Origin of the sequence: Bacillus sp. FJAT-49711 (assembly GCF_018343715.1) — a bacterium.
In the GTDB taxonomy this organism is placed as follows: Bacteria; Bacillota; Bacilli; order Bacillales; family Bacillaceae_C; genus Lederbergia.
On sequence record NZ_JAGYPL010000002.1, the window covers coordinates 884,367 to 905,313 of the forward strand.

19 protein-coding genes are annotated in these 20,947 nt (G+C 35.4%); 16 read left to right on the plus strand and 3 right to left on the minus strand.

Annotated features, from left to right (window positions below):
• The first annotated feature begins 11 nt into the window (after positions 1 to 11).
• The 5 genes from KHA96_RS11825 (at position 12) to KHA96_RS11845 (ending at position 5,449) form a co-directional block, all read left to right on the plus strand.
• A complete protein-coding gene (locus KHA96_RS11825; RefSeq protein WP_213129485.1) occupies positions 12 to 1,118 on the plus strand; it encodes an ABC transporter substrate-binding protein in 1,107 nt (368 codons plus the stop codon).
• A gap of 19 nt (positions 1,119 to 1,137) precedes the next feature.
• On the plus strand, positions 1,138 to 2,490 hold the full coding sequence (locus tag KHA96_RS11830) for a M24 family metallopeptidase (RefSeq protein ID WP_213129486.1): 1,353 nt from the start codon (positions 1,138 to 1,140) through the stop codon (positions 2,488 to 2,490).
• Between the two features lie 323 nt (positions 2,491 to 2,813).
• Positions 2,814 to 3,368 carry a DUF7713 domain-containing protein gene (locus KHA96_RS11835; protein WP_213129487.1) on the plus strand — a complete coding sequence of 185 codons (555 nt, stop codon included), beginning with the start codon at positions 2,814 to 2,816 and terminating at the stop codon, positions 3,366 to 3,368.
• A gap of 195 nt (positions 3,369 to 3,563) precedes the next feature.
• On the plus strand, positions 3,564 to 4,319 hold the full coding sequence (locus KHA96_RS11840; protein WP_213129488.1) for a hypothetical protein: 756 nt from the start codon (positions 3,564 to 3,566) through the stop codon (positions 4,317 to 4,319).
• Positions 4,320 to 5,239: 920 nt separating this feature from the next.
• Positions 5,240 to 5,449, plus strand: a complete 210-nt coding sequence (locus tag KHA96_RS11845) for a hypothetical protein (RefSeq protein WP_213129489.1) — start codon at positions 5,240 to 5,242, stop codon at positions 5,447 to 5,449.
• Between the two features lie 187 nt (positions 5,450 to 5,636).
• On the opposite strand, the gene KHA96_RS11850 is transcribed toward KHA96_RS11845, so the two are convergent.
• Positions 5,637 to 5,834, minus strand: coding sequence for an aspartyl-phosphate phosphatase Spo0E family protein (locus tag KHA96_RS11850; RefSeq protein ID WP_249315474.1), 198 nt, complete (start codon positions 5,832 to 5,834; stop codon positions 5,637 to 5,639).
• Positions 5,835 to 6,178: 344 nt separating this feature from the next.
• Between KHA96_RS11850 and KHA96_RS11855 the strand changes: the two genes are divergently transcribed.
• Positions 6,179 to 6,541 (plus strand): response regulator, encoded by a 363-nt coding sequence (locus tag KHA96_RS11855; RefSeq protein WP_213129491.1) that lies wholly within the window; start codon positions 6,179 to 6,181, stop codon positions 6,539 to 6,541.
• Between the two features lie 33 nt (positions 6,542 to 6,574).
• On the opposite strand, the gene KHA96_RS11860 is transcribed toward KHA96_RS11855, so the two are convergent.
• Together KHA96_RS11860 and KHA96_RS11865 are read right to left on the minus strand one after the other, a co-directional pair.
• Positions 6,575 to 7,042: a hypothetical protein gene (locus KHA96_RS11860; RefSeq protein ID WP_213129492.1), complete on the minus strand. Its 468-nt coding sequence runs from the start codon at positions 7,040 to 7,042 to the stop codon at positions 6,575 to 6,577.
• 501 nt (positions 7,043 to 7,543) lie between these two features.
• Positions 7,544 to 8,551: a DUF3231 family protein gene (locus KHA96_RS11865; protein WP_213129493.1), complete on the minus strand. Its 1,008-nt coding sequence runs from the start codon at positions 8,549 to 8,551 to the stop codon at positions 7,544 to 7,546.
• 295 nt (positions 8,552 to 8,846) lie between these two features.
• On the opposite strand from KHA96_RS11865, the gene KHA96_RS11870 reads away from it, so the two are divergent.
• From KHA96_RS11870 to KHA96_RS11915, 10 genes are all read left to right on the plus strand, one after another.
• On the plus strand, positions 8,847 to 10,781 hold the full coding sequence (locus tag KHA96_RS11870; protein ID WP_249315475.1) for a hypothetical protein: 1,935 nt from the start codon (positions 8,847 to 8,849) through the stop codon (positions 10,779 to 10,781).
• Between the two features lie 113 nt (positions 10,782 to 10,894).
• Complete coding sequence (locus KHA96_RS11875; RefSeq protein ID WP_213129495.1) at positions 10,895 to 13,363, plus strand: DUF4855 domain-containing protein; 2,469 nt, start codon at positions 10,895 to 10,897, stop codon at positions 13,361 to 13,363.
• A 123-nt stretch (positions 13,364 to 13,486) separates the two neighbouring features.
• On the plus strand, positions 13,487 to 14,296 hold the full coding sequence (locus KHA96_RS11880) for an MBL fold metallo-hydrolase (RefSeq protein ID WP_213129496.1): 810 nt from the start codon (positions 13,487 to 13,489) through the stop codon (positions 14,294 to 14,296).
• 357 nt (positions 14,297 to 14,653) lie between these two features.
• Positions 14,654 to 15,949, plus strand: coding sequence for an ABC transporter substrate-binding protein (locus tag KHA96_RS11885; protein ID WP_213129497.1), 1,296 nt, complete (start codon positions 14,654 to 14,656; stop codon positions 15,947 to 15,949).
• A gap of 64 nt (positions 15,950 to 16,013) precedes the next feature.
• Positions 16,014 to 16,943: a carbohydrate ABC transporter permease gene (locus tag KHA96_RS11890; protein WP_213129498.1), complete on the plus strand. Its 930-nt coding sequence runs from the start codon at positions 16,014 to 16,016 to the stop codon at positions 16,941 to 16,943.
• Positions 16,943 to 17,845 carry a carbohydrate ABC transporter permease gene (locus KHA96_RS11895; protein WP_213129499.1) on the plus strand — a complete coding sequence of 301 codons (903 nt, stop codon included), beginning with the start codon at positions 16,943 to 16,945 and terminating at the stop codon, positions 17,843 to 17,845. Before KHA96_RS11890 ends, KHA96_RS11895 begins: the two co-directional genes overlap by 1 nt.
• Before the next feature lie 34 nt (positions 17,846 to 17,879).
• The gene (locus KHA96_RS11900) at positions 17,880 to 18,479 is read left to right on the plus strand and encodes a YesL family protein (RefSeq protein WP_213129500.1); all 600 of its coding nucleotides are present in this window, start codon (positions 17,880 to 17,882) and stop codon (positions 18,477 to 18,479) included.
• A gap of 67 nt (positions 18,480 to 18,546) precedes the next feature.
• On the plus strand, positions 18,547 to 19,254 hold the full coding sequence (locus KHA96_RS11905; protein ID WP_213129501.1) for an N-acetylmannosamine-6-phosphate 2-epimerase: 708 nt from the start codon (positions 18,547 to 18,549) through the stop codon (positions 19,252 to 19,254).
• 97 nt (positions 19,255 to 19,351) lie between these two features.
• A complete protein-coding gene (locus KHA96_RS11910) occupies positions 19,352 to 20,212 on the plus strand; it encodes a MurR/RpiR family transcriptional regulator (RefSeq protein WP_213129502.1) in 861 nt (286 codons plus the stop codon).
• Between the two features lie 416 nt (positions 20,213 to 20,628).
• The gene (locus tag KHA96_RS11915) at positions 20,629 to 20,883 is read left to right on the plus strand and encodes an HPr family phosphocarrier protein (protein ID WP_213129503.1); all 255 of its coding nucleotides are present in this window, start codon (positions 20,629 to 20,631) and stop codon (positions 20,881 to 20,883) included.
• The last annotated feature ends 64 nt before the right edge of the window (positions 20,884 to 20,947 follow it).

Consider the following 20,947-nt stretch of genomic DNA (forward strand, 5'->3'; position numbering starts at 1 on the left):
GATATGTGGGAATGAAATGGCATATGAAAATAGTTGCATTATTTATATTGGCTATCAGTTTCTCTTTAGGTGGGTGTGTCGATGATAAAAGTGTAGCAGGGGGAAATGGTAGTAAAGGAAAAAGTGATTTACAAACTGTTACCTTGGCGCTAAGTCCGTTCCAAGATGTGTATTCTATTCACGTTGGAATTGAAAAAGGTTTTTTTGCCGAAGAAGGCATTGAATTAAAAATTCAAGAAACGGATTGGGCTGGAGGAAATGATTTGCTTGTAGGTGGCAAAGTGGACCTAGCTACTGCAGGTGATTCCGATATTGTGTTGCAAAACTCAAATGGAGTAGATACGACATTGGCATTCCCGATTTTCTATTTTGCAGGGGCGGCATTAATGTTTGATAACGATAAATATGATTGGAAAACATATGATGAATTTTTAGCTGAAACGAATGATGATAAGGAGGCGATGCGCTTAACTCTGGAGCAAGCGAAAGGGAAAAAAGTTGGCCTGAATACAAGTGTAAGTGAATATACAAGTTTTATCTCGATGTTGAATCATGCTGGTCTGGATTCGAAAGATTACGAGGTTGTCGATATGTCACAGGAGGATTTGCCACCTGCCTTACTATCAGGGTCGATTGATATTATGATTAGCGGGATTCCACAAAGATTGGCCGTGCAAAAAGAAGGATATGAAACATTGATTGATCAAACAACTTTGCCCCATACAATCTCACATAATGGGTTTGCTGCTAAGAGAGAGTGGTTGGAGAAGAATCCAGAACTGAGGCAAAAGTTGTTAAAGTCGTTTTTTAAAACATTGAGTTATATTGAAGAAAATGCAGATGAATCTTTTCCGATTATTGTAAAACATATGAAAAAAGTTGGGACAGAGATTTCGGATGAACAGTTGAAAAATGTATGGAATAAGATGGAGTTTTTCCCAAGCGGTGTAGAATTTTATGAAAATGAAGTGTTGAATCCAGAAGGGAACTTTTACTGGGAAGATCGCTTTAAAGCTGTCATCGATATTATGGAAACAGAAGGGAAAATTGGAAAAGGGAGTGTAACGGATTTGCCGTCACTTCATTATACAGTGAAACTGGTTGATGAAATAAAGTAATAGATTAGGAGGATGGAAAGTGAATATCCAATTGAGGGAAGCTAAATTACCTGAGTTTGGGATTGCAGAGGAAATCCCGGCGGTTAGTAAGGAAGAATTTGAGAGACGTTGTCTAGCAGTGTATCGTGCAGCGAAATGTGACTGGTTTGTCGTGTATGGGGATCGAGAGCATTTTGCGAATATGCATTATCTATCGGGATATGATCCGCGATTTGAAGAAGCGCTTTTGATACTAGGTCCCAACAATGCCAAGTTTTTATTGGTTGGTATGGAAGGTTTAGATTATAGTGTAGATAAAAAAATAGAAGCGGATGTAATTTTATATCAATCGTTTGGACTGTTGGGACAAGATCGTACGCGTTCGCCGCGATTAGATGAGATTCTAGCGGGAATTGGGATTAAGCGTGTAGATCGTGTTGGATTATGTGGATGGAAGTATTTTGAGAGTATTGAAAAGGTGTCTGACGAACCACACTTTTTTATACCTGCTGGTATAGTAGAATGTTTTAAGAACGTGGTTGATACGCCTTTGATGGATAAAACGCGGGTCCTTTTACATCCGACTGAAGGGTTGCGTTCTTATAACAATGTTGATCAAATTGCATTATATGAGTGGGGGGCTTCGAGAGCATCGGCAGCTGTTCATAATATTGTACGTGGCGTTGAGGTGGGAATGTCAGAATTTGAGGCTGTTTCAAATATGCAATATGCAGGGGAACCATTGACTGCGCATATTATGTTTTCAGCTAGGAAAGAACAAATGGTTGGATTGCGGAGTCCTTCAGGCAGGAAGATTGAATTAGGTGATGGAGTGACGACGGCTGTTGGATATTGGGGCGGGCTCAGCTGTAGGGCGGGCGTAATTGATACAGAAAACGATGAGTTTGTAGAGAAATTTGCCAAGCCTTATTTTAAAGCAATTGTCGCATGGTACGAGACAGCTGGTATAGGGATAAAAGGTGGTGACCTCTTTGAGAAATGTCGATCTGTTTTGGCATTGGGTGGTTTACGACCTGCCTTAAATCCAGGACACTTGACGAGTACTGACGAATGGCTTCATACACCTGTTCGACCTGAAAGCAACGAAGTGATTGCATCAGGGATGGCCTTACAATGTGATGTTATCCCAACACCACTGCCAAATGGAGTTGGATTGAATTGTGAAGATAGTGTTGTCTTTGCAGATGAAGCCCTTCGAAAAGAGTTAAAGACGAAGCATCCAACGGTGTGGGAAAGGATTCAGGCTAGACGTAAATTTATTATAGAAGAAATCGGAATCAACATTAAAGATGAATTGCTTCCTTTGTCGAGCAACCCTGCTTACTATAATCCGTTGTGGCTGGCACCGGAGAAGGTGATGGTTGTAAGGTAGGGTGTGTACGGCAAACAGGATGTCCTGTTGCCGAGCACTGAAAATACAAAATTATCAACTGGCGAGATCAGGTGTTGGGTGCACCTGGTCTTTTTTATTATAGACCATTTTTTTGTTTGTTTCATTTGAAGAGACTTTTACCTAATATATAGAAGAAATTGAAAAAAGTTTAGATAAGTTATTTTTTGCTGTGAGGGAGGGCTGACCCTGAGGTCGAAAAAAAATACTTGGTTGTTTTGCCAGTATACTAAACACCTCGTAATTCTTTTTATGGGGGAGCCCGTAGTTATGATAGAATAAATGAAAAAAATGTGGTGAAATAAATGAATAAATGTGAGCAATGTGGATCAGATGATGTGAGAATAAGTATAACTGCAGGGGAAAGCATGAGTGTTCTATGTTTGAATTGCTACAACGAACAAATGGCAAAAGAACTTGAAGTCGAAATGGAACCACTGACAGAGACTTTTACATTAAATGATTTCCAAGGAGTAAGTCGTACTTTTATTGTGGAAAGACGAATAGACCCAATAGGTATTTTTATGGAGGCTAAGGAAAGAGGGATGTTTGGTTACAAATTTGCTGTACATGGTGAATTGTACTGTAATCAGGATGAACTGTTAAATACCCTAATTGAAAAAACTAGTAAAGGAATAGAAGAACAACAAGTTGAAACAAAGTTTTTTCCTAATGGACAAGCATACAATCTCATTAAGAACGATTATTTCACGGGTTTGATAGAGTATGATGAAAATTCTGAAAACACCCCACTTGTTATTATTGATGGTAGACCTTTTACATGGGAGGAAGTAGGAAAGATGCTCAAAGCGTACGAAGGTTTTCAAATAAAGATAAAGTGTTATGATTTTACAGATTAGGAGTAGCTAGAAGCTATGAAGTCTGTATATCGAAAATCTAAAAATTTTTATAAAATATATTTAATGACAAAATCTAGCAGTAATATTGTATTCGTTATATCATAAAGGAAGGAATAATTTTCAAAATTAGGTATATTTTATACAATGCGGAAAAATGGCTAATTCCAAAGACGTTATATTTTTGAGGTGAGATTAATGTCGAGAAAAGGCACTGTATTTGTCTTATCGTTTATAGCTTTAGGGATTGCCTCTTTAGTGGGTGGTAATCTTTATTGGAAAAATAGTGTTTCAATTATTAAAAATGATGATAATGTGAAGGTCGGTAAAGAAATAGAAAAACAGCAAGAAATAACAACTGATGTCGAGTTAAAGGGAACCTCCAATGAAGAACTAGAAGTGGCTGAGAATGAGGAGGAAAAAAATAACGATAATTCGGATGAAATCACTGATGAAGAAACAATGGAACAAGCTGATGAACCCCTTACAGAAGAAGAGGCTACTGATAGAAAGGTTACGAACAACACTCAACAATCTACTTATGTGCCAACTACGAATAATAAACAGGTGACTAACATTCCTAGAAGTTCGGTTTCCAATAATAGAACTAATACAACTAAAAAACCTGAAACTAAAAAACCAAAAGAAACTACGCCGGTGAAAACAAACCCAGCTAAGACAAATCAAAAAACAGAAAAACCAGCAACGAATAAGGAAAATCCAAAGGGTACGTCAAAGGAAGACAAGCCAGACCAAAAAAGCCCTTTAGATAAAGGAACAACAGAAGACCCTAATCCTGAAAAGCCAAAGGTAGAAGAACCGGAGACGCCAAAACCACCTGTAACAACTGAACCTCCGGAAGAAACAGAAGACCCAGATCCTATCAAACCTCCAGACCCAGAAAACTCACCTAATGACAGTAATAAAGATGTTGAAAATAATGAAGAACCTTAAAAAAACTAGTGAGCCCGTTATTCCAGAAACCTTAGATCCGGAATTAACGGGCTTTTTTATTCTAGTTTGTTACATTTCAGTCTAATCTAGTTATAATTGGATTGATTACAGTGATTATAATGATTGTTGTAAATAGAAAAAAGTAACCGCCCAGCCTCCCGACCAAAGGATAAAGGGTTGTTACTTTTTTCAATTCACCTTTTAGCATTCTAGGTCAGCCGCTCTACATGCGGCATGTAGTTGCCTACCTGACCGAGCGTTTGCAACGCTTGGTCACTTTTAATATATATCCAATTATATGGTAATATGCATTAATATGCAATTTCGCAAGTCTGACCCCATATATGTAGTTGGGTCTACTTCCCAATTATGAGGGAGGGATTATCTGAATGAAAGTAGATTATGTCTGGACTACCAATTACAAATCTATTAATGATAGAGGTAAGCTAGTTATAGATCCATCTGTAACAGCTGTAATTGGTAAAAATGAATCTAAAAAGAGTAATCTCACTTGTCGATAGTATCAAGGATTTACCTAGAGCCTCACAGCCTAAAAACCAACTTTTGAGAATCGACCTGCAGAAACGGATTGTAATGACAATATACAAAGTATGAAAATGGTTTTTGGAGCTATTGAAAGTGCAAACACTGGTAAAAGGGTTTTGATATAAACTTCAGTTAATTAAGTTTACGACACATAAGAGCTTATAAACGACTGATTTATTTTAGGAGTTAGTATTTAAAATCAGACTTAAAAATAAATTATCGAGTTCTTCGCTGCCTGAGATAAAATTCAAGGGGCAGCTTTTTTATTTTGTTTAAGAGCGGTTCGTTTTGGCATTAAAAGGGTAAGAAAAATACAATATGAAGAAGTGAGAGGTTTTTTTGAAACCAAGCTAACATGAATAAGGAGCATAGATATGAGGACATTACGGCAAATTAATGCGGTTTGTGAAAAAATTATTCAATCTGATATGCCAAACCGTGTTAAGACACATAAATTGACTAAGCTTATGACTGAAATGGAAAAGAAATTTCAAATTCCCCTTACAAGGAATGAGCATTGGGAAAGAGAAAATGAGGCAATTTTAGCTTTATATCGCAAATTATGGCGTTGTAGAGATTTATAGCGAATTGGAAAGTACCCCTTCTTGTTAATTAATAATAAAGTCGTTTAAATAAAAGTAAAGTTGTTGAATTGACAATAAAGTTATTTGAAACCTTCATAAGGCTGTTCATGAGCCCCGGTGTCAGGTTTTCTTGGCTCATATTATTTAGGGAAAATACGGTATATTGTACAGAGTTCATGGGGCGACTTTATGTTAGTGCAGTGGTGTTATCTATGTTATTGGTTTTATATTTTAACTGTTTTTGATAGATCAAAATGAGTTCGTCTAACTTTTGACTCCAATAAAGAGTTTCGGCGCTGCTTAATCCAAATGCTTTCCCAGTTTTAATCAGTTCTATTCTTAATTGTGCAATCTCCTTTTCGAGTTCATCTACTACTAAAGTCATCATCCTACCTCCCTAATAATCCATAATTAATGTTTGTACAATTATCCAAAAAAACGTACACAATTGAAATAGATCCTACAAAAACTTCCTATAAAGCGACAGGATGTTTTTTTTGCTTTAGGTATTGTGTTGTGTTTTTACTTAGTGAATCTTAAGTATTTTCTACTGTTATTTTTCCTGATATAGAAAATTTTTACCATTATATGTTTTTTATTGAGGGAAGTCGGGTACTTCTTACTAGAACTAAAATAGTGAGCTTTCTGGGGGAGCAACATAATGGAATTGTGACATGGTTTTCTTATAGTAATCTTTTATGAAAAAATCACATCGGGTGAGGGATAAAAATGAAGAAAGTACTAATTGTTGATGATCAAGCAGGGGTGCGAAGTTTACTGTGTGCCGTGTTACAATCTGAAGAATGCCAAATATATGAGGCAGCAAACGGTCCTCAAGCTTTATATATGATTAGTCAATATATTCCCGACTTTGTTCTCCTAGATATCCGAATTCCGGGAATGGACGGAATTGAAATTTTAAAGCGGATAAAAGAAACCAACTCCAATATTTGTGTGACCATCATGACAGCGTATAGTGATGAAAACCTGATAAAACAAGCATTGGAGTTTGGGGCCTTCTCCTGCTTATCCAAACCGTTTGATATTGAAGAAGTCAGAACTTTAATAAAGAGGGAAAGTTCTCGCCTATAAATGATGTTTAAATATGTTCTATGTATCTTAGTGTTAACTGTTTATTTTTTTATTCTCTAATCCCATTTTTAAAAGTAAACCGACGCCTATTCCAGGAATTGAAAATAACAGAGGCAAAAAGATAGGTCCTAATAGCACTCCAAACACCTTTAGATTTGAAGAGTATATCACCCCTAGTGTTGCCGTGTAAACACTAAATACAAAAGGAAGAAAGGCATAAGGTGATTTCCCGCCTCCCGCTAGCTTGTACGCGTCCCATATGGAAAATAAGTAGATACAAGGATAAAACATCAACCATTGATAATTCGCTTTTTCGATAGCTAATTGAATATCCCCTCGAAAACTATAGAGGATTACTTTTAATAAATGTGATTGAAAAAGGGTAAATAATTCTACTCCACTTAAAAGTAATCCTTTTATAATTTTCCCATTTAATATTTGTCCAGATCCCGGCAGTATGATACTCCAAAGAACTTTTTGGATTCGTCCTTTCTTTGACATTTATCCACTTCCTATTACTTCTTGTGAAAACATGGAATATAAAAATGGTTTGGAAAGTCTTTATAAGAAAAGGGCATTATTGAGATTCTTACTACATAAGTAATTCCAGCGCTTTCTAGCAATTTTAGTGTGTGCTCGCTTACTCAAAAATGTTTTTACTTTTTATGTTTAAAATTGCGAGCTAAGGTATTTATGGCAGGGGTAAAACATGATTATTGGATATATAAGTATGGTGACTATTTTCCTGATTTTATGGGGCTTATTTTTACTGTTGTCTACCTTAAGAATAAAACGAATTTGGGATTTCACACCTCTTTTATAAAAGAATGATTTAATTGAAAGTAATAAGAGCGTGTTTTGATCACTATCTTTTTTCAAAACACGCTCTTGTCTTTTTTTCTTTTATAAAGGTTATTAATATTTGCTCTTTATCAAGCAATAATATAATCTTTTCCGTTATTACCTATTTATAAACGGTCCATATTTGGCTGCCACATTACTCTAATCCTTTGATGATAATTCTTTACGATCGGCTGCTAAAGGGGGCTGTTCTAACCATTCATTGGCAATCATCATATTTACACCATCTTCAGCAAACTTCATCACTTCTGTCAAAAGACGCGAATAGTCCAAAACTAAATCACTTCTTTGACTTTGAGAAATAGCGGCTCCATAATTTCCAATACCAGCATAAGACATCAGACCAAAATGATATAACATTAATTTATCGGAGAAAGGGGATTCTGTTGACTCGCTTATTTCTTGATCAAACGTCATAGGTACTGGAAGAGAGTGATTGGCTAAATAATCACTAAAGACTTTTATGTGCTTCATCGAAATATCTTTTCCTCTTAAGATGTAACTTCGAACTTTTTTTGATTGAATTACCTGACTAAATCCCATCGCTATACTTGTACCTAAATGATTGGTCTGAATATTTGCATAAATATCAGCAATTTCTATTCCTGAAAGAGGGCGTTTTCCAAGACCTTCTAATAAAAAGGATTGTTTATGAACAAACTCCAATTTTTTTGGAAATGGAATGGTAGGAGGTCGGACAGCTAATCCTTTTTCTAATAAAATTTGCGTAACCACATTATTTAATTCCAAAGTAGATGTTAAACACTTTGAATAAAAAGAAAGTATGTCTTGGCGAAAGATATTTGGTGTCGCGCGCGCATACATCACTAGTCCGCCTTTAGCCATATTTTTCACATAATACAAATAAAACTTATCCGAAAATAAGCGCTTTGCCCTTAAATTAACGTCTTGTTCCGTAAAACCTTGTGGAATTTGGATATCTTCTTTTGAAAAAATCTCTTCAATGATCTCCACATGTTGTTGAGACAATTCTAAAGCGTGACTTACCACCGTTTTTATTTCATCATCCTCGATGTGTTCAAGAAAATATTTAAATACACAAACCGCCATACTATCACCAATATAACTGCTCCATAAATAAGACATCTCGGCAGCCGTTAGCTGAATATTCCCGTGATTATTTTCCAAAAAAACAACCTCCATTTAATTCTTCGCTAAGATATAAAATCCCCCAAAACAGAAAAAATATAGAGGTTTGCTAATATAAAATTGGAGATTTATTGTAATTGACTTAATTTATACATTTCAAATTTTATTAATAAGTATTTTATATCTTAATCAAATAAGTATATTTTTTTATTTCTTTGCATTGACAATTTTACCCATATATGATTTGATTGGAAGTGGAAGAATAATCCATTATTTTTACATAAAAAGGAGGAATAATCCGGACGATCGTTTCTAAAAGCAAGGAGTGATTTTTTTGAGTAATCGTTTAGCCGTCATTACTTACCATGAGAGCGACTTTTTAAATGCAATAAAGACAATGGTGCCAGAGGCAGCCATTATTTTACCTCATGACTTTACTGATGAAAATTTAGAGTCATTTGACAGTATTGCTTTGCTTGGAGGTGGGGATGAAGAACCTCTGTTACTTGAACCAAGACAAAGAGTTGCTTTAGAAAACCAAATCCACAAAGGAAAAAGGGTATTTGCAGAATATGTTGCTAGTATAGGTAACGTATATTTTTCAAAACCGGAATCTACTCGATATGATCGTTTAGTATATTGCTCGAGCACATCTGATATCCCTGATTTAAAGATCGGTTCTTTATTAGATGACCAGTGTGGACAGCGTATAATGCCTCATGACATTACTTGCACTCATGATATTCCTATTTTGCAATACGTGAGAAGACATGCTCATGACCATATAAATCTGGATGAAACTTTATTTAGTAATATTTCAGATAGGGCATTATGGTTCGATCATCCTAAAAATCTTCTAATATGTGCTTTTCGGATATGCAATTTTAGAAAATCCCGATATTCCCCTTGGAATGAAATAAAAAAGTTAGTGGAATTTATTATTGGATGGTTATTGGATCGAAAAGTATTATTAAGTGACTTAAGTCCAATTTATAGCAGTGGAACCGCCGCCTCGATCGGTGAGCTATCGGAGGATCAAATAAAAAGAAGTGTTTTAAAATCTATGGAATGGTTTGAAAGCGCTGGCATTTTATTGAGCAAAGGAAAAAGAGGAGCATGGGAGGGATACGGGACTGAAATATATCCTAATGGCAATCAGCGAAAAGTGAAGACTTTACGAGCAGATTGTATAGGAGAAATTTCACTGCCATATTTTCTTGACTATTTGCTTTGCGGAAATAAGGAGAGTATTGAAGTTTCAAATAATCTTCAAGATTTTATTTTTGATCATTATTTAAATCGTGAAGAAGGTTTTTTATACGGAATGATGAGATGGACAAATGAGGCTTGGGGCGTATGCTATCAAGATGATGTAGCAAGAGCAATAATGCCTCAATTATTAAAATGTCTATATCTTAATATAGAAGACCACTTGGATGATTGTATCGATGTATTAAAATTTTTAGTGAAAACTACAGGTTCAGATGGAACAAGAGTATTCAGAACAGATAACATCGATCTTTCGGAAGAGAAAATGAAGGAGTTGGCAGAAAGACCTGGCAATCTCCCTAGTGCTCATTACAATGGCTACTATTATGCTGCTTTATTGCTAACCTATCAATTAACAAATATTGAGGAATTTAAAAAGATTGCTATTAAAGGTCTTACAACCATTATGCAAGTATATCCCGATACTATACGGGAACAAAGCGAGACACAGGAATATTGTCGCTTAATTCTCCCTCTCAGCTATTTGTACTGGGTTACTAAAGATCCTATTCATAAGGATTGGTTGTACCGGGTGACCCATGATTTAAAACAATTTAAGCATTCATCAGGTGCATATTTGGAATGGGATTCGGATTATAAAGCGAGTATGCGCAATGGGGTAGGAGAAGGGGAAAGTTCTTTAGTATCTAAAAATGGTGATCCAGTAGTAGATCTATTATATTCCAATAATTGGCTGCCTATGGCATTTATACAGGCCTATTGGATAACGGGAGATACTTTATTTAAGGAGTTGTGGAAAGATATTTCTAGATTCCTAGTATCTGCTCAGCTAAATAGTGAAGTTTCTACTATAAATGGGGCTTGGGCACGAGCGTACGATGTAAACAAAAAGGAAGTTATTGGCTCCCCTGCAGATATGGGATGGGGTCCTTGGGCAATCGAGTCTGGTTGGACAGTAGCAGAGATTTCTGCAGGTTTATCCATGGGTTTGTTGGAGAAGCAGTTGGCTAAATTTTATAAAGTTTGTTTTGATGATTAGTACTTTTTTCTGGTGAAAAACTTGTAAGGGGAGAATGCGTTTTACGATAGGCCAATTTTTACAACATGATATTACACACTTTCAATCTAAAAAAATTGAGGAGTGTTAATAAAGTGAAATCAACTCATACTAAAATATTAATCGTGTTTATTGTTTCATTTCTTTGTTTATATTTAAAGGTTGGCGATGCAAAAGCAGAATATTTACCGAAAGATGATCCGAAGTCGAATCATTCATCAAATATAGCTCTCATATATACGGGGTACTACGATCCTGCTAACTATGATGGAGAAAGAATAGGAGACTTTAATAAAGAAAAGTTTCTACCTTATGTAGGTTATTTGGACGAAAGTGGTAAAGCTACAGACTACTTTTTTGATACTTTTTTATTGCTTAACATAAGATCTCCATACGAAGGTAGTTTAGGTAGGTATTATAGCTGGGTTGAAAACTCTCATCCAGGTACGTTAAAGGATTGGAAATGGGCGATGGATCGCATGTTCATAAAAAACCAACAGCTTGATGCACTAAATCAGGCAGTAAAAGAAGTGAGCAAAACACTTGGTGATCAAAATAAACAAGTAAATGTTTATTTGACACTTCCATTCCCTGATCCTCAAAGTGCCGATTTTGGAGACTTTAAAGGGAATGGGCAATCCGCTAATTTAGAGAGTTTAGAGACAAGAAACGAACTTGTAAAATGGTATATCGATAAAATGAGTTCTAGATTTAAAGAACAAGAGTATAAACATTTAAAACTTGCCGGATTTTACTGGTTTCAGGAAGATCTAGATACGACCGTTTCTGGTGAAAAGGAAAATGTGAAATATACGGCAGATTATTTGAACAGTCTTGATATGCGATTAGGATGGATCCCGTGGTCCGGAGCTGGTGAAAAAGCCAATGGCAATAAACATGGATTTGATTTCACTCTCGTTCAGCCAAACCATTTTTTCCAAGCTGATACAACAATTAAACGAATTGAGGAGACGGCTAAATTATCTAAAGCGAATGGGCAAGGGATAGAAATGGAGTTTGATCTTCGTGCAATGGAAGATCCTCATTACCGTAAAGCTTTAAATAACTACTTAATTGGCGGCGTTAAATATGGTTATATGAATGATTCTATTTTAGCTTACTATCAAGATGTAAATGCAATATATGATTTATACCATCACGAAAGCCCAATTGGTCGTCAATTTTATACAGATATATATCATTTTTCAAAAGGCGAATATGTTCCTCCAACTGGAAACATTGACCTTCGAGTGATTGATGAAGATGGTCATCCACTATCAGATGTAAAGATTTCGGATGAAAATGGATTAATTGGCACTACAGATGAAAATGGAAAATTTACAAAACAGGATCTTTTATCAGTAGATACAACTTTAAATTTTAGCAAGACTGATTATCCAAATAAATCTGTCACCTTAGATATACCTATAAATGAAACAATCTATAAAGATATTATCCTTGCTGTACCTAAAGGTGAAAATATTATTAAAACAGCTACAATCGCGGATTTTCAAGGTGATTTCAATGTGGGTGGAAACTCCGTTGTTCCAAGGTCTTTTAGTAAGGAGAAAACATTCACTGGAAATCAATCTTTAAAGATTCAATTTCCAAATGGATGGGGGCCAGTGAGGGCATTTATTGACTCATCTTCTGATAGTTTAGCGAATTCGGATCGAGAATATGTTAATTATACAAATACCGATTGGAGTGATTTTGATACCCTCTCATTGGCTGTATATAACGATTCGGATAGCGAGCAAAAGTTTGTAATGGAAATTATGTACGATCGATATAGCTGGGCATCGTCAAAGTTGAAAAACTTCAAACTTCTGCCGAAACAATGGAATGAAATTGAAATATCGCTAAAAGAATTAGAGGATGATGGAGTAAATATTAAAAATATTATTAGATTATCACTAGCTATGAACGAATTTAATAGAGACTGGACAACTATGTATTTCGATGACATCAAGTTGCGCAAATATGAAAAAATGAGTGTTATTCCTGATTACCATATTTCTCTACCTTCTAAAGTTCCAACAATGGACATTGGCAGCAAATGGACGCCAATTGTTATAAATAAAGCCCTACACGATGAGCAAGGAAATCCAGTTAAAGCTGCGAACGTCACATATGAAAGTTCCAATCCAAATGTAATCCATGTGACATCAGATGGTCAACTTGTAGCTCTAAAGAAAGGGAAAGCATCAATTAGAGCAATGATAAATGGAATTGAATCCGAATCCGTAGTAGTCGAGGTATCTCCTTGGAGTATTAACAAATTTAAAGGAGGTAATTCCAACCTAGGAGTTGGTAAAGAAACAACATTAACTATGCGGAATTTCTTTGAGAATGGCTATGAGATTCCTTCGGAAGATGCAAAGTATGAATGGTCCATTATTAAAAAGAGTGATGTCGCTACCATAAGAGATAACGGTAATAATAAAAATCAGCAAATCCTAAAAGGTGTAAAAAATGGGAAGGTAACGGTACAGGTAAAGGTAACTTATAACGGCCAATCTAAAACATTTACGAAAAATATCAAAGTGAAAAATAATCCGTAAATATTAAGAGATATATCAATGTACTTTGAAAGAGGCTCACCAAAAAACATAATTGTTAAGCCCTCTTTCTCAAACAAAATGCCTATTTCGGTATTGCAACACTCTTATAATTGGAGGTTAAAAATGATTATAAAGCTTTTAGGAACTGCTGCAGCTGAAGGATACCCAGCTATTTTCTGTAATTGCGATGCCTGTAAGCTAGCTACAGAATTAGGAGGTAAAGATATTAGAACAAGAACATCTGCCATAATTGATCAAGAGCTTAAAATTGATTTTCCACCCGACACACTACACCATGTATTAACCAATAAATTAAACCTTGGAAATATAGAACACCTCTTATTTTCACATACACATCACGATCACTTCCATCCAGATGACCTAACAATGAGAGCTCCAGTTTACGCTCATAACATTTCTTATCCATTGAATATTTATGGAAATGATGTTGTTATAGCGAAATGTGTGAACGCTATTCAATATTCGAAAGAATCTTTTAAGTATCATCAAATTAAGCCGTTTGTTTCTTTTCAAATTAGTGAGTATCAGGTAACTCCATTGCTTGCAGACCATGATCAATATGAAACCTGTTTTATATTTTATATTGAAAAGGATAATAAAAAAGTTTTATATGGCCACGATACTGGCTGGTTTCCTCAACAAACGTGGGACTGGTTGGAAAATAAAAAATTAGACCTAGTTATATTGGATTGCACTCATGGGTTAATCCCAGAAAGGAGAAACCATCTAAATATAGAAGGTGTAAAGGAGATAAAAAATATCTTTTCTCAAAAAAATATTACTAACAAGACAGCGAATTTTATTGCCACTCACTTTTCTCATAATATTAAGTTAACCCATTCCGACTTGACTAATCTATTAGAGCCTTTTGGAATAATGGTTGCATTTGATGGAATGGAAATTGAAATATAGGACAGTTGAAAGTAAAGGGAAGGATACTTTCTTTCAATATTGAAGACGGGAATTAGAAGGAATATGGGAAGCGCTGAACTTAAATGGTGGATTTATCCGTTGTTTAAGAAAAAAAAGGAGGGGATCTTCATTTCTATAATCCAAACAAACTAGAATCACTAGTATAGGTGTATCCAACTTTTTTTGGAACAAATCACACAATTGGATCTTTGAAAAAATGTAGATTAATAGAATTACTCGTTTTGCAGTAAATGTATATTCATTTGTGAAAGGGCTTTCTGATTTTTTGGAAATGATGTTGAATTAAACTATTTTGGAAGCGTTGAAGTATGCAAATATTTGAGGGGGAGAGAGAAAATGAAAAGAATTTTGCTCATTTTGTTAACGGTAACAGTTATTTTTAGCTTAGCTGCATGTTCATCTTCAAAGAATAGTGGATCTAATACCAAAAAGGAAATATCTTTTTGGCACGTGTCCAGTGATAAAGATGCCGGTCCTATTAAGAAGCTAGTTGAGAAATATAACACCAGTCAGGACAAAGTAAAAGTGAATTTTCTAGGAAATCAAGATCCGCAGAAGCAACTAACGGCTATTTCCGGGGGAAGTGCTCCAGATATTGCTTTTATTTACTGGAATATGGTCGGTCCATGGGCAGCAGCTGGTGCGGTGCAGCCATTAGATGATCTTATTAAAAAAGATAATTTTGAAATAGACTCTTTGATTCCAGCGGCAGTTAATAGAATGAGTATTGATGGTCAACAATTTGGATTACCACTTACGATGAGTATGGCATCTAAACTTTTTTATAACAAAGAATCATTTAAAGAGGCAGGTATAACAAGCCCTCCCGAAACGATGGAAGAGTTAATGGAGTATTCCAAAACACTAACAAAAAGGGATGGCGATAATCTTACCCAAATTGGATTTATTCCAGATTATCCTTGGATTGACAACGTATTTTGGCCAATTGTGTTTGGAGGATCTTTCTATGATGAAAACACAGGCGAAGTAACTCCTAACAAAGAGGAAAATGTTAAGGCAATTGCATATCAACAAGAATTTTATAAAGAATTTGGAGTTAAAGAGATTGAAAAATTACGTTCAGGTATGGGTGCGTATGAAACACCTCAAGATCCACTGTTAACTGGAAAATTAGCAATGATGATTGGATGGGAAAATAACTTTAACGAGCATAGAGTAGAAGATGGTCCTATAGGTGTTGCACCGTTTCCTTACCCATCTGATCGTCCTGATTTGAAAGGATCTGGTATGGTATCACCGACAGCTCTTTATATTCCTAAAAACTCAAAGAATCAAGAAGAAGCATGGGATTTCATGAAATTTTTGCTTGAAGAGGATAATCAAATCGATTTTGCGATTGAATCTGGAAATATCCCTGTAGTATTGAAAGCCCTAGATAATCCACGTTTAACAGAGAACGAGGATGTCAAAATTATGTGGGAGTTTTATGAAGCGGCTAAGAGTGAAAATCTACGTGGATTCCCAAATAGTGTTTACATTAATGAATACTTACAAGCTTTATCTGAAGAAACAGAAAAAGCATTGAAAGGTGAAATTACAGCACAAGAAGCGATGGATAAGGTAAAACAAAAGATTCAGCCAGAGGCAGATAAAGAAAACGAGAAGAAATAGTTACTTATTATAGGTGGGACTGTTTCTTGGTCCCCCTTCCCTATGTATGAAAGGAGTGGCAGGAATGGATGGCAAAATGTATAAGGAAATATCCCCTAGCCAAAGAAAACGTAAGGCATTCATCCTCGGTATCCTATTTTTAAGTCCGTGGATTATCGGGTTCATTGTCTTTCAGCTGTTTCCCATTGTTATGTCTTTTTACTATAGTTTAACAGAATATAATCTCTTTAATTCACCAACTTGGGTTGGGCTTGAGAACTATAAAAACCTTTTTCACGATGAAAAGTTCTATTTATCTTTATACAATACTATGTACATAACTTTTTTCGGCTTATTTCCACATTTAATATTCGCTCTCTTAATGGCTATTATTTTAAACACCAATGTAAAAGGCCAATCTTTATATAGAACGATTTATTTCCTGCCAACCCTTGTCCCAGCGGTAGCCGGCTCATTATTATGGATGTGGTTATTTAATGCTCAATATGGACTAATCAATGAAATGCTTGGTGCAATTGGATTGGTTCAACCGAATTGGCTTGTTGATCCACAATGGACAAAGCCAGCCATTATTATCATGGGTTTTTGGGCAACAGGTACAAATACAATAATGTATCTTGCTGCGCTGCAGGATGTACCAAAAACTTTTTATGAAGCAGCAGAGATTGATGGTGCTAATAAATGGCAAAGGTTCTGGAACATTACTTTACCAGCCATTTCTCCTATTAGTTTATTTCTTATCATTATGGGATTAATAGGTTCATTTCAATTCTTTACTCAAGGGCTTATTTTCGGTCAAGCATCACAATCGATGGGCGGTCCAGAGAACTCGATGTTATTTTATGCAATATATCTTTACCAAACTGCATTTTCCTTTTTGAAAATGGGCTATGCTTCTGCAATGGCTTGGATATTATTTATTATCGTATTAATCCTTACTGTCATTATCTTCAAGACATCAGCGAAATGGGTTTATTATGGAGGTGAGAAGTAATGGAAAATCCAATTTTTTCCGTTAAGAACGATAAACAAGCTGTTGGAAAATATGTGCCACAGAAAAAGAGAAGGGGATTAAATCGGGTTATTAAAGAATCAATCACTCCTCACCTACTTTTGGCTATAGTTGGTTTATTATTTCTCTTACCGTTCGCTTGGCTAGTACTTACTTCGTTAAAAACATTAGATGAAATCTTTGCTATTCCGCCAGTATGGCTGCCAGAAACATTTCTTTGGTCTAATTATTCTGATGCCATTAAGGCGATTCCTTTCTTTCGTTATATATGGAATACAGTAGTTGTTTGTTTGTTTTCGGTTGCTGGCCAATTAATTTCAGCACCGCTCGTTGCGTATGCATTTGCCAGAATGAAATTTAAAGGTCGCGATTTTATATTCTTTTTAATGATGGCAACAATGATTTTGCCATACCAAGTGACAATGATTCCTCTATATGTCATGTATAACAAGCTAGGGATGGTAGATACATATTTGCCTCTTACCTTGCCAAACTTTTTTGGAGCAGCTTTTTATATCTTTTTGCTAAGGCAGTTTTTTCTGGGAATCCCTCACGAGTATTCAGAGTCAGCAAAAATAGATGGCGCATCAGAATTTAGAATCTATTGGCAAATAATCTTACCTTTATCAAAGCCGGTTTTATTCACAGTCGCATTACTAACATTTTTAGGCGCATGGGGCGACTTTTTAGGACCATTAATTTATTTGAATGACCCAAAAAATTGGACTTTATCTGTAGGTTTGAAGGCATTCATTGGAGAGCATTCAGTAGACTGGGGAATGTTAATGGCTGCATCGACGATGTTTACAATACCCATTATCATCTTGTATTTCTTTGTACAACGTCAATTCATTCAAGGGATAACATTGACTGGATTTAAATAACCATAGTACAGATATAAAAAGGAGCGGATGGACAATGAAGCATGATGGTAATTTAGCTAGTGTTTTAGGTGCTGCTGGAAATTTCGCCTATTTAAATGCACTATTTATTTTAACTTCACTTCCAGTTTTCACAATCGGCCCAGCTTGGCTAGCAATGTTGGGAGTGACGCGTGAATGGTCGATGGGCGAAGATCCACCCATTACAGCTACCTTTATTAGTCTATTTAAAATTCACTTTAAAAAGGGTCTAGCTGTAAGTGCCATTCATCTTGTTGTCCTGATTATTTTAGCAGGAGATTTTACTGTTTTACTTAAGCTTCCTTTAATCTGGAAATTAATGATCATTCCTTTGTTTACAGCTATTACCTTGATTTTAATAGCAATGACGCTGTATTTATATCCCTTACTCTTAAACTACGAGATGACAATTAAACAATTATTAAGAAATAGCTTTTACTTATCAGTCTCGCACCCAATGGCAGTTCTTTCGATATTTGTTTTCGCAGTGCTCTTTATTTTGTTATCTTATATTTTCAGGTTTCTTCCATTCTTATGTGCATTTAGTGTGTTTACATATATTTACTATAAGATCATCCATCTTTCATTAATAAGGGTAAAGAAGTTAGTTATTTAACCAATTATCTATCCGTTATTACTAATAGTGGTGCAGTCTTTAAACAATAATCCGGGATGTGATCAGAATGAATAAAGAAGAATTTTTTAAGAAAATTAAGGGTCAGTTAATTGTTTCATGCCAGGCTCTTCCTGGGGAACCGCTTCATGGTCCGCAATTTATGTCTAAAATGGCAATGGCGGCTAAGGAAGGAGGGGCAGTTTCAATAAGAGCAAATGGTGTAGAAGATATAAAGGCTATTAAAAGTCTGACACAATTACCGGTTATTGGATTAATTAAACGACACTATCCGGGATGCCCAGTATATATTACTCCTAGTAAAAAGGAAATCCAAGATTTGATTGATGCTAAAGCAGATATCATTGCATTAGATGCTACTAATCAAGAAAGGCCAAATCTTGAAAGCTTGGAAGAGATCGTTCAATACATTCGTGAGAATAGCAATTGCTTAATTATGGGGGATATTTCTACCTTTGAGGAAGGAATGGCAGCAGAAAAAGCTGGTGTGGATATGGTATCTACTACGCTTTCAAGCTATACTTCATATACAAAGGATAGAGTAGTTCCAGATTTTCCTCTAATAGAAGCATTAGTGCAGAACTCGTTAATTCCCGTTATTGCAGAAGGGAATATTGCTACTCCTATGGAAGCGGCAAAGGCTTTGGAATTGGGTGCTCATGCTGTAGTTGTGGGCACAGCAATAACTAGACCCCAAATCATTACGAAACAATTCTTTGAAGTAGTGAGAAAGACTCAAATTGACAGAGTGAAATAGATTACCATAGTTATAATAACGGATGCTACAATAGTACTAGAGTAAGCATCTGACAGTGAAATATATTATTTTTTGTAAGTTAAAGGAGTAACGAATGATGAACAGGGAAAATCAAAAAGCCAGTCCTCTTGTAATGATTAAAAGCATCTACATTTCGTTAACAAAATCTGAGCAAAAAGTGGCAGATGTGGTCAAAAATAAGTTAGCGGAATCGGTATATTGGTCTGTGTCCGATCTTGCAGAGCATGCAGGGGTTGGTGAGACAACGGTCATTCGTTTCTGTAGAAAGCTAGGATACAGAGGCTACCAAGACTTTAAACTTTCCGTAGCTCAAAACGCGGTTGAATCAATCACCAATGAATATGGGGAAGTACAATATACAGATAGTGTAGATATATTGGCCAAAAAAGTTACGTCCGAAAATAGCAACATACTTCAAAATACATTAAGCCTAATCCAACCAGGTAAAATAGAGCAAGCAACGCAAGAGATTATGAAAGCAAGTAAAATATTTATATTTGGTGTAGGTGCTTCCGGAATAATGGCTCAGCAGGCTCAATATCGCTTTATGAGACTGGGCTTCAATGTTCATTTTGCAACTGATTCCCATGTTATTGCAATGAATTGTGCATTGGCAAAAAAAGGGGACGTTGTTATTGGACTTTCTACTTCAGGCAGTACTAAGGATCTTGTAGATGCGATTAAAATTGCTCATCAAAATGGTGCTTATATCGTATGTATTACTAACCATATGAGATCTCCGATTACCAAGTTTGGGGATGTCGTGCTTCTAACCTCGGCAAAAGAAAGCCCCTTACACGGGGGGGCTTTTACTTCTCTCATTTCTCAAATGCATGTTTTAGATATTTTCACAAGATATGTAGAATTTCAACAAAAGGAATTATCCTTATTAGCCTTGCAAAAAACGGCAAAAGCAGTTTCTGACAAATTATATTAGGTGCGCGACAAACATTTTCTTGTTGCTACAACCCTTGATATTAAAACAAGGATTGAATTCAGCGAATATATACTAATTCAATCCTTTTTTACTTAGAGTAAGCAATGGTGCAGTAAATCTTCAAATTTGATCCCAGCTTTTTAGTGACAATAAAGTTTTGAACAATGATTACTAAAATATATCGAACTACTCACCTACTTTTTACCCATATCAAGTTCCAAAGCTAAGCGAATAGGAGAATATTAAGGTAATGTGGTTATCAATAAGAACATTTTTTGTTACTTATTTTAAGCTGTAATTCCCTTTTATCAAAGCCTATCTACCTACAGATAGGTAGACAAATAACTTTGTAGAAAGTTTATAAAATCCTTTTTTGGGAATACTATTATCAAAGTTGTTGAAAGGGGAATACAAAAATGAAAGTCATTCAATCAAAAACACTTACATATAAAGAACCTATTAATCTTGAAAAAATTAATGAATTCTTCAATAAAATAAAATCCTATCAATTCAATCTTTTTTTAAGCAAACAAGGCTTGCTTACAAACGGAAAAACGTTAGCATCGCTCGTTTCTTTCTTCTTAATTTTGAAACAAGGCGACTCCTTTATGCTTATATTAGAAGGTAAAGATGCTAATCAAGCATTAGAAAGCTTTTTGGATTTCTTTTAGGCTAGATAGGCCATCAATGTTTATTCGTTTGTATATTGTCCTAGCTTATTCTTTTCTGACAAAA

Excerpts from the sequence above, each read along its gene's own strand:
- KHA96_RS11860 (WP_213129492.1), bottom strand. The coding sequence starts at position 7,042 with ATGTCAAAGAAAGGACGAATCCAAAAAGTTCTTTGGAGTATCATACTG.
- KHA96_RS11835 (WP_213129487.1), top strand. The coding sequence starts at position 2,814 with ATGAATAAATGTGAGCAATGTGGATCAGATGATGTGAGAATAAGTATA.
- KHA96_RS11845 (WP_213129489.1), top strand. The coding sequence starts at position 5,240 with ATGAGGACATTACGGCAAATTAATGCGGTTTGTGAAAAAATTATTCAA.
- KHA96_RS11850 (WP_249315474.1), bottom strand. The coding sequence starts at position 5,834 with ATGACTTTAGTAGTAGATGAACTCGAAAAGGAGATTGCACAATTAAGA.
- KHA96_RS11910 (WP_213129502.1), top strand. The coding sequence starts at position 19,352 with ATGAACAGGGAAAATCAAAAAGCCAGTCCTCTTGTAATGATTAAAAGC.
- KHA96_RS11840 (WP_213129488.1), top strand. The coding sequence starts at position 3,564 with ATGTCGAGAAAAGGCACTGTATTTGTCTTATCGTTTATAGCTTTAGGG.
- KHA96_RS11825 (WP_213129485.1), top strand. The coding sequence starts at position 12 with ATGAAATGGCATATGAAAATAGTTGCATTATTTATATTGGCTATCAGT.
- KHA96_RS11880 (WP_213129496.1), top strand. The coding sequence starts at position 13,487 with ATGATTATAAAGCTTTTAGGAACTGCTGCAGCTGAAGGATACCCAGCT.
- KHA96_RS11885 (WP_213129497.1), top strand. The coding sequence starts at position 14,654 with ATGAAAAGAATTTTGCTCATTTTGTTAACGGTAACAGTTATTTTTAGC.
- KHA96_RS11900 (WP_213129500.1), top strand. The coding sequence starts at position 17,880 with ATGAAGCATGATGGTAATTTAGCTAGTGTTTTAGGTGCTGCTGGAAAT.
- KHA96_RS11915 (WP_213129503.1), top strand. The coding sequence starts at position 20,629 with ATGAAAGTCATTCAATCAAAAACACTTACATATAAAGAACCTATTAAT.
- KHA96_RS11895 (WP_213129499.1), top strand. The coding sequence starts at position 16,943 with ATGGAAAATCCAATTTTTTCCGTTAAGAACGATAAACAAGCTGTTGGA.
- KHA96_RS11890 (WP_213129498.1), top strand. The coding sequence starts at position 16,014 with ATGGATGGCAAAATGTATAAGGAAATATCCCCTAGCCAAAGAAAACGT.
- KHA96_RS11905 (WP_213129501.1), top strand. The coding sequence starts at position 18,547 with ATGAATAAAGAAGAATTTTTTAAGAAAATTAAGGGTCAGTTAATTGTT.
- KHA96_RS11855 (WP_213129491.1), top strand. The coding sequence starts at position 6,179 with ATGAAGAAAGTACTAATTGTTGATGATCAAGCAGGGGTGCGAAGTTTA.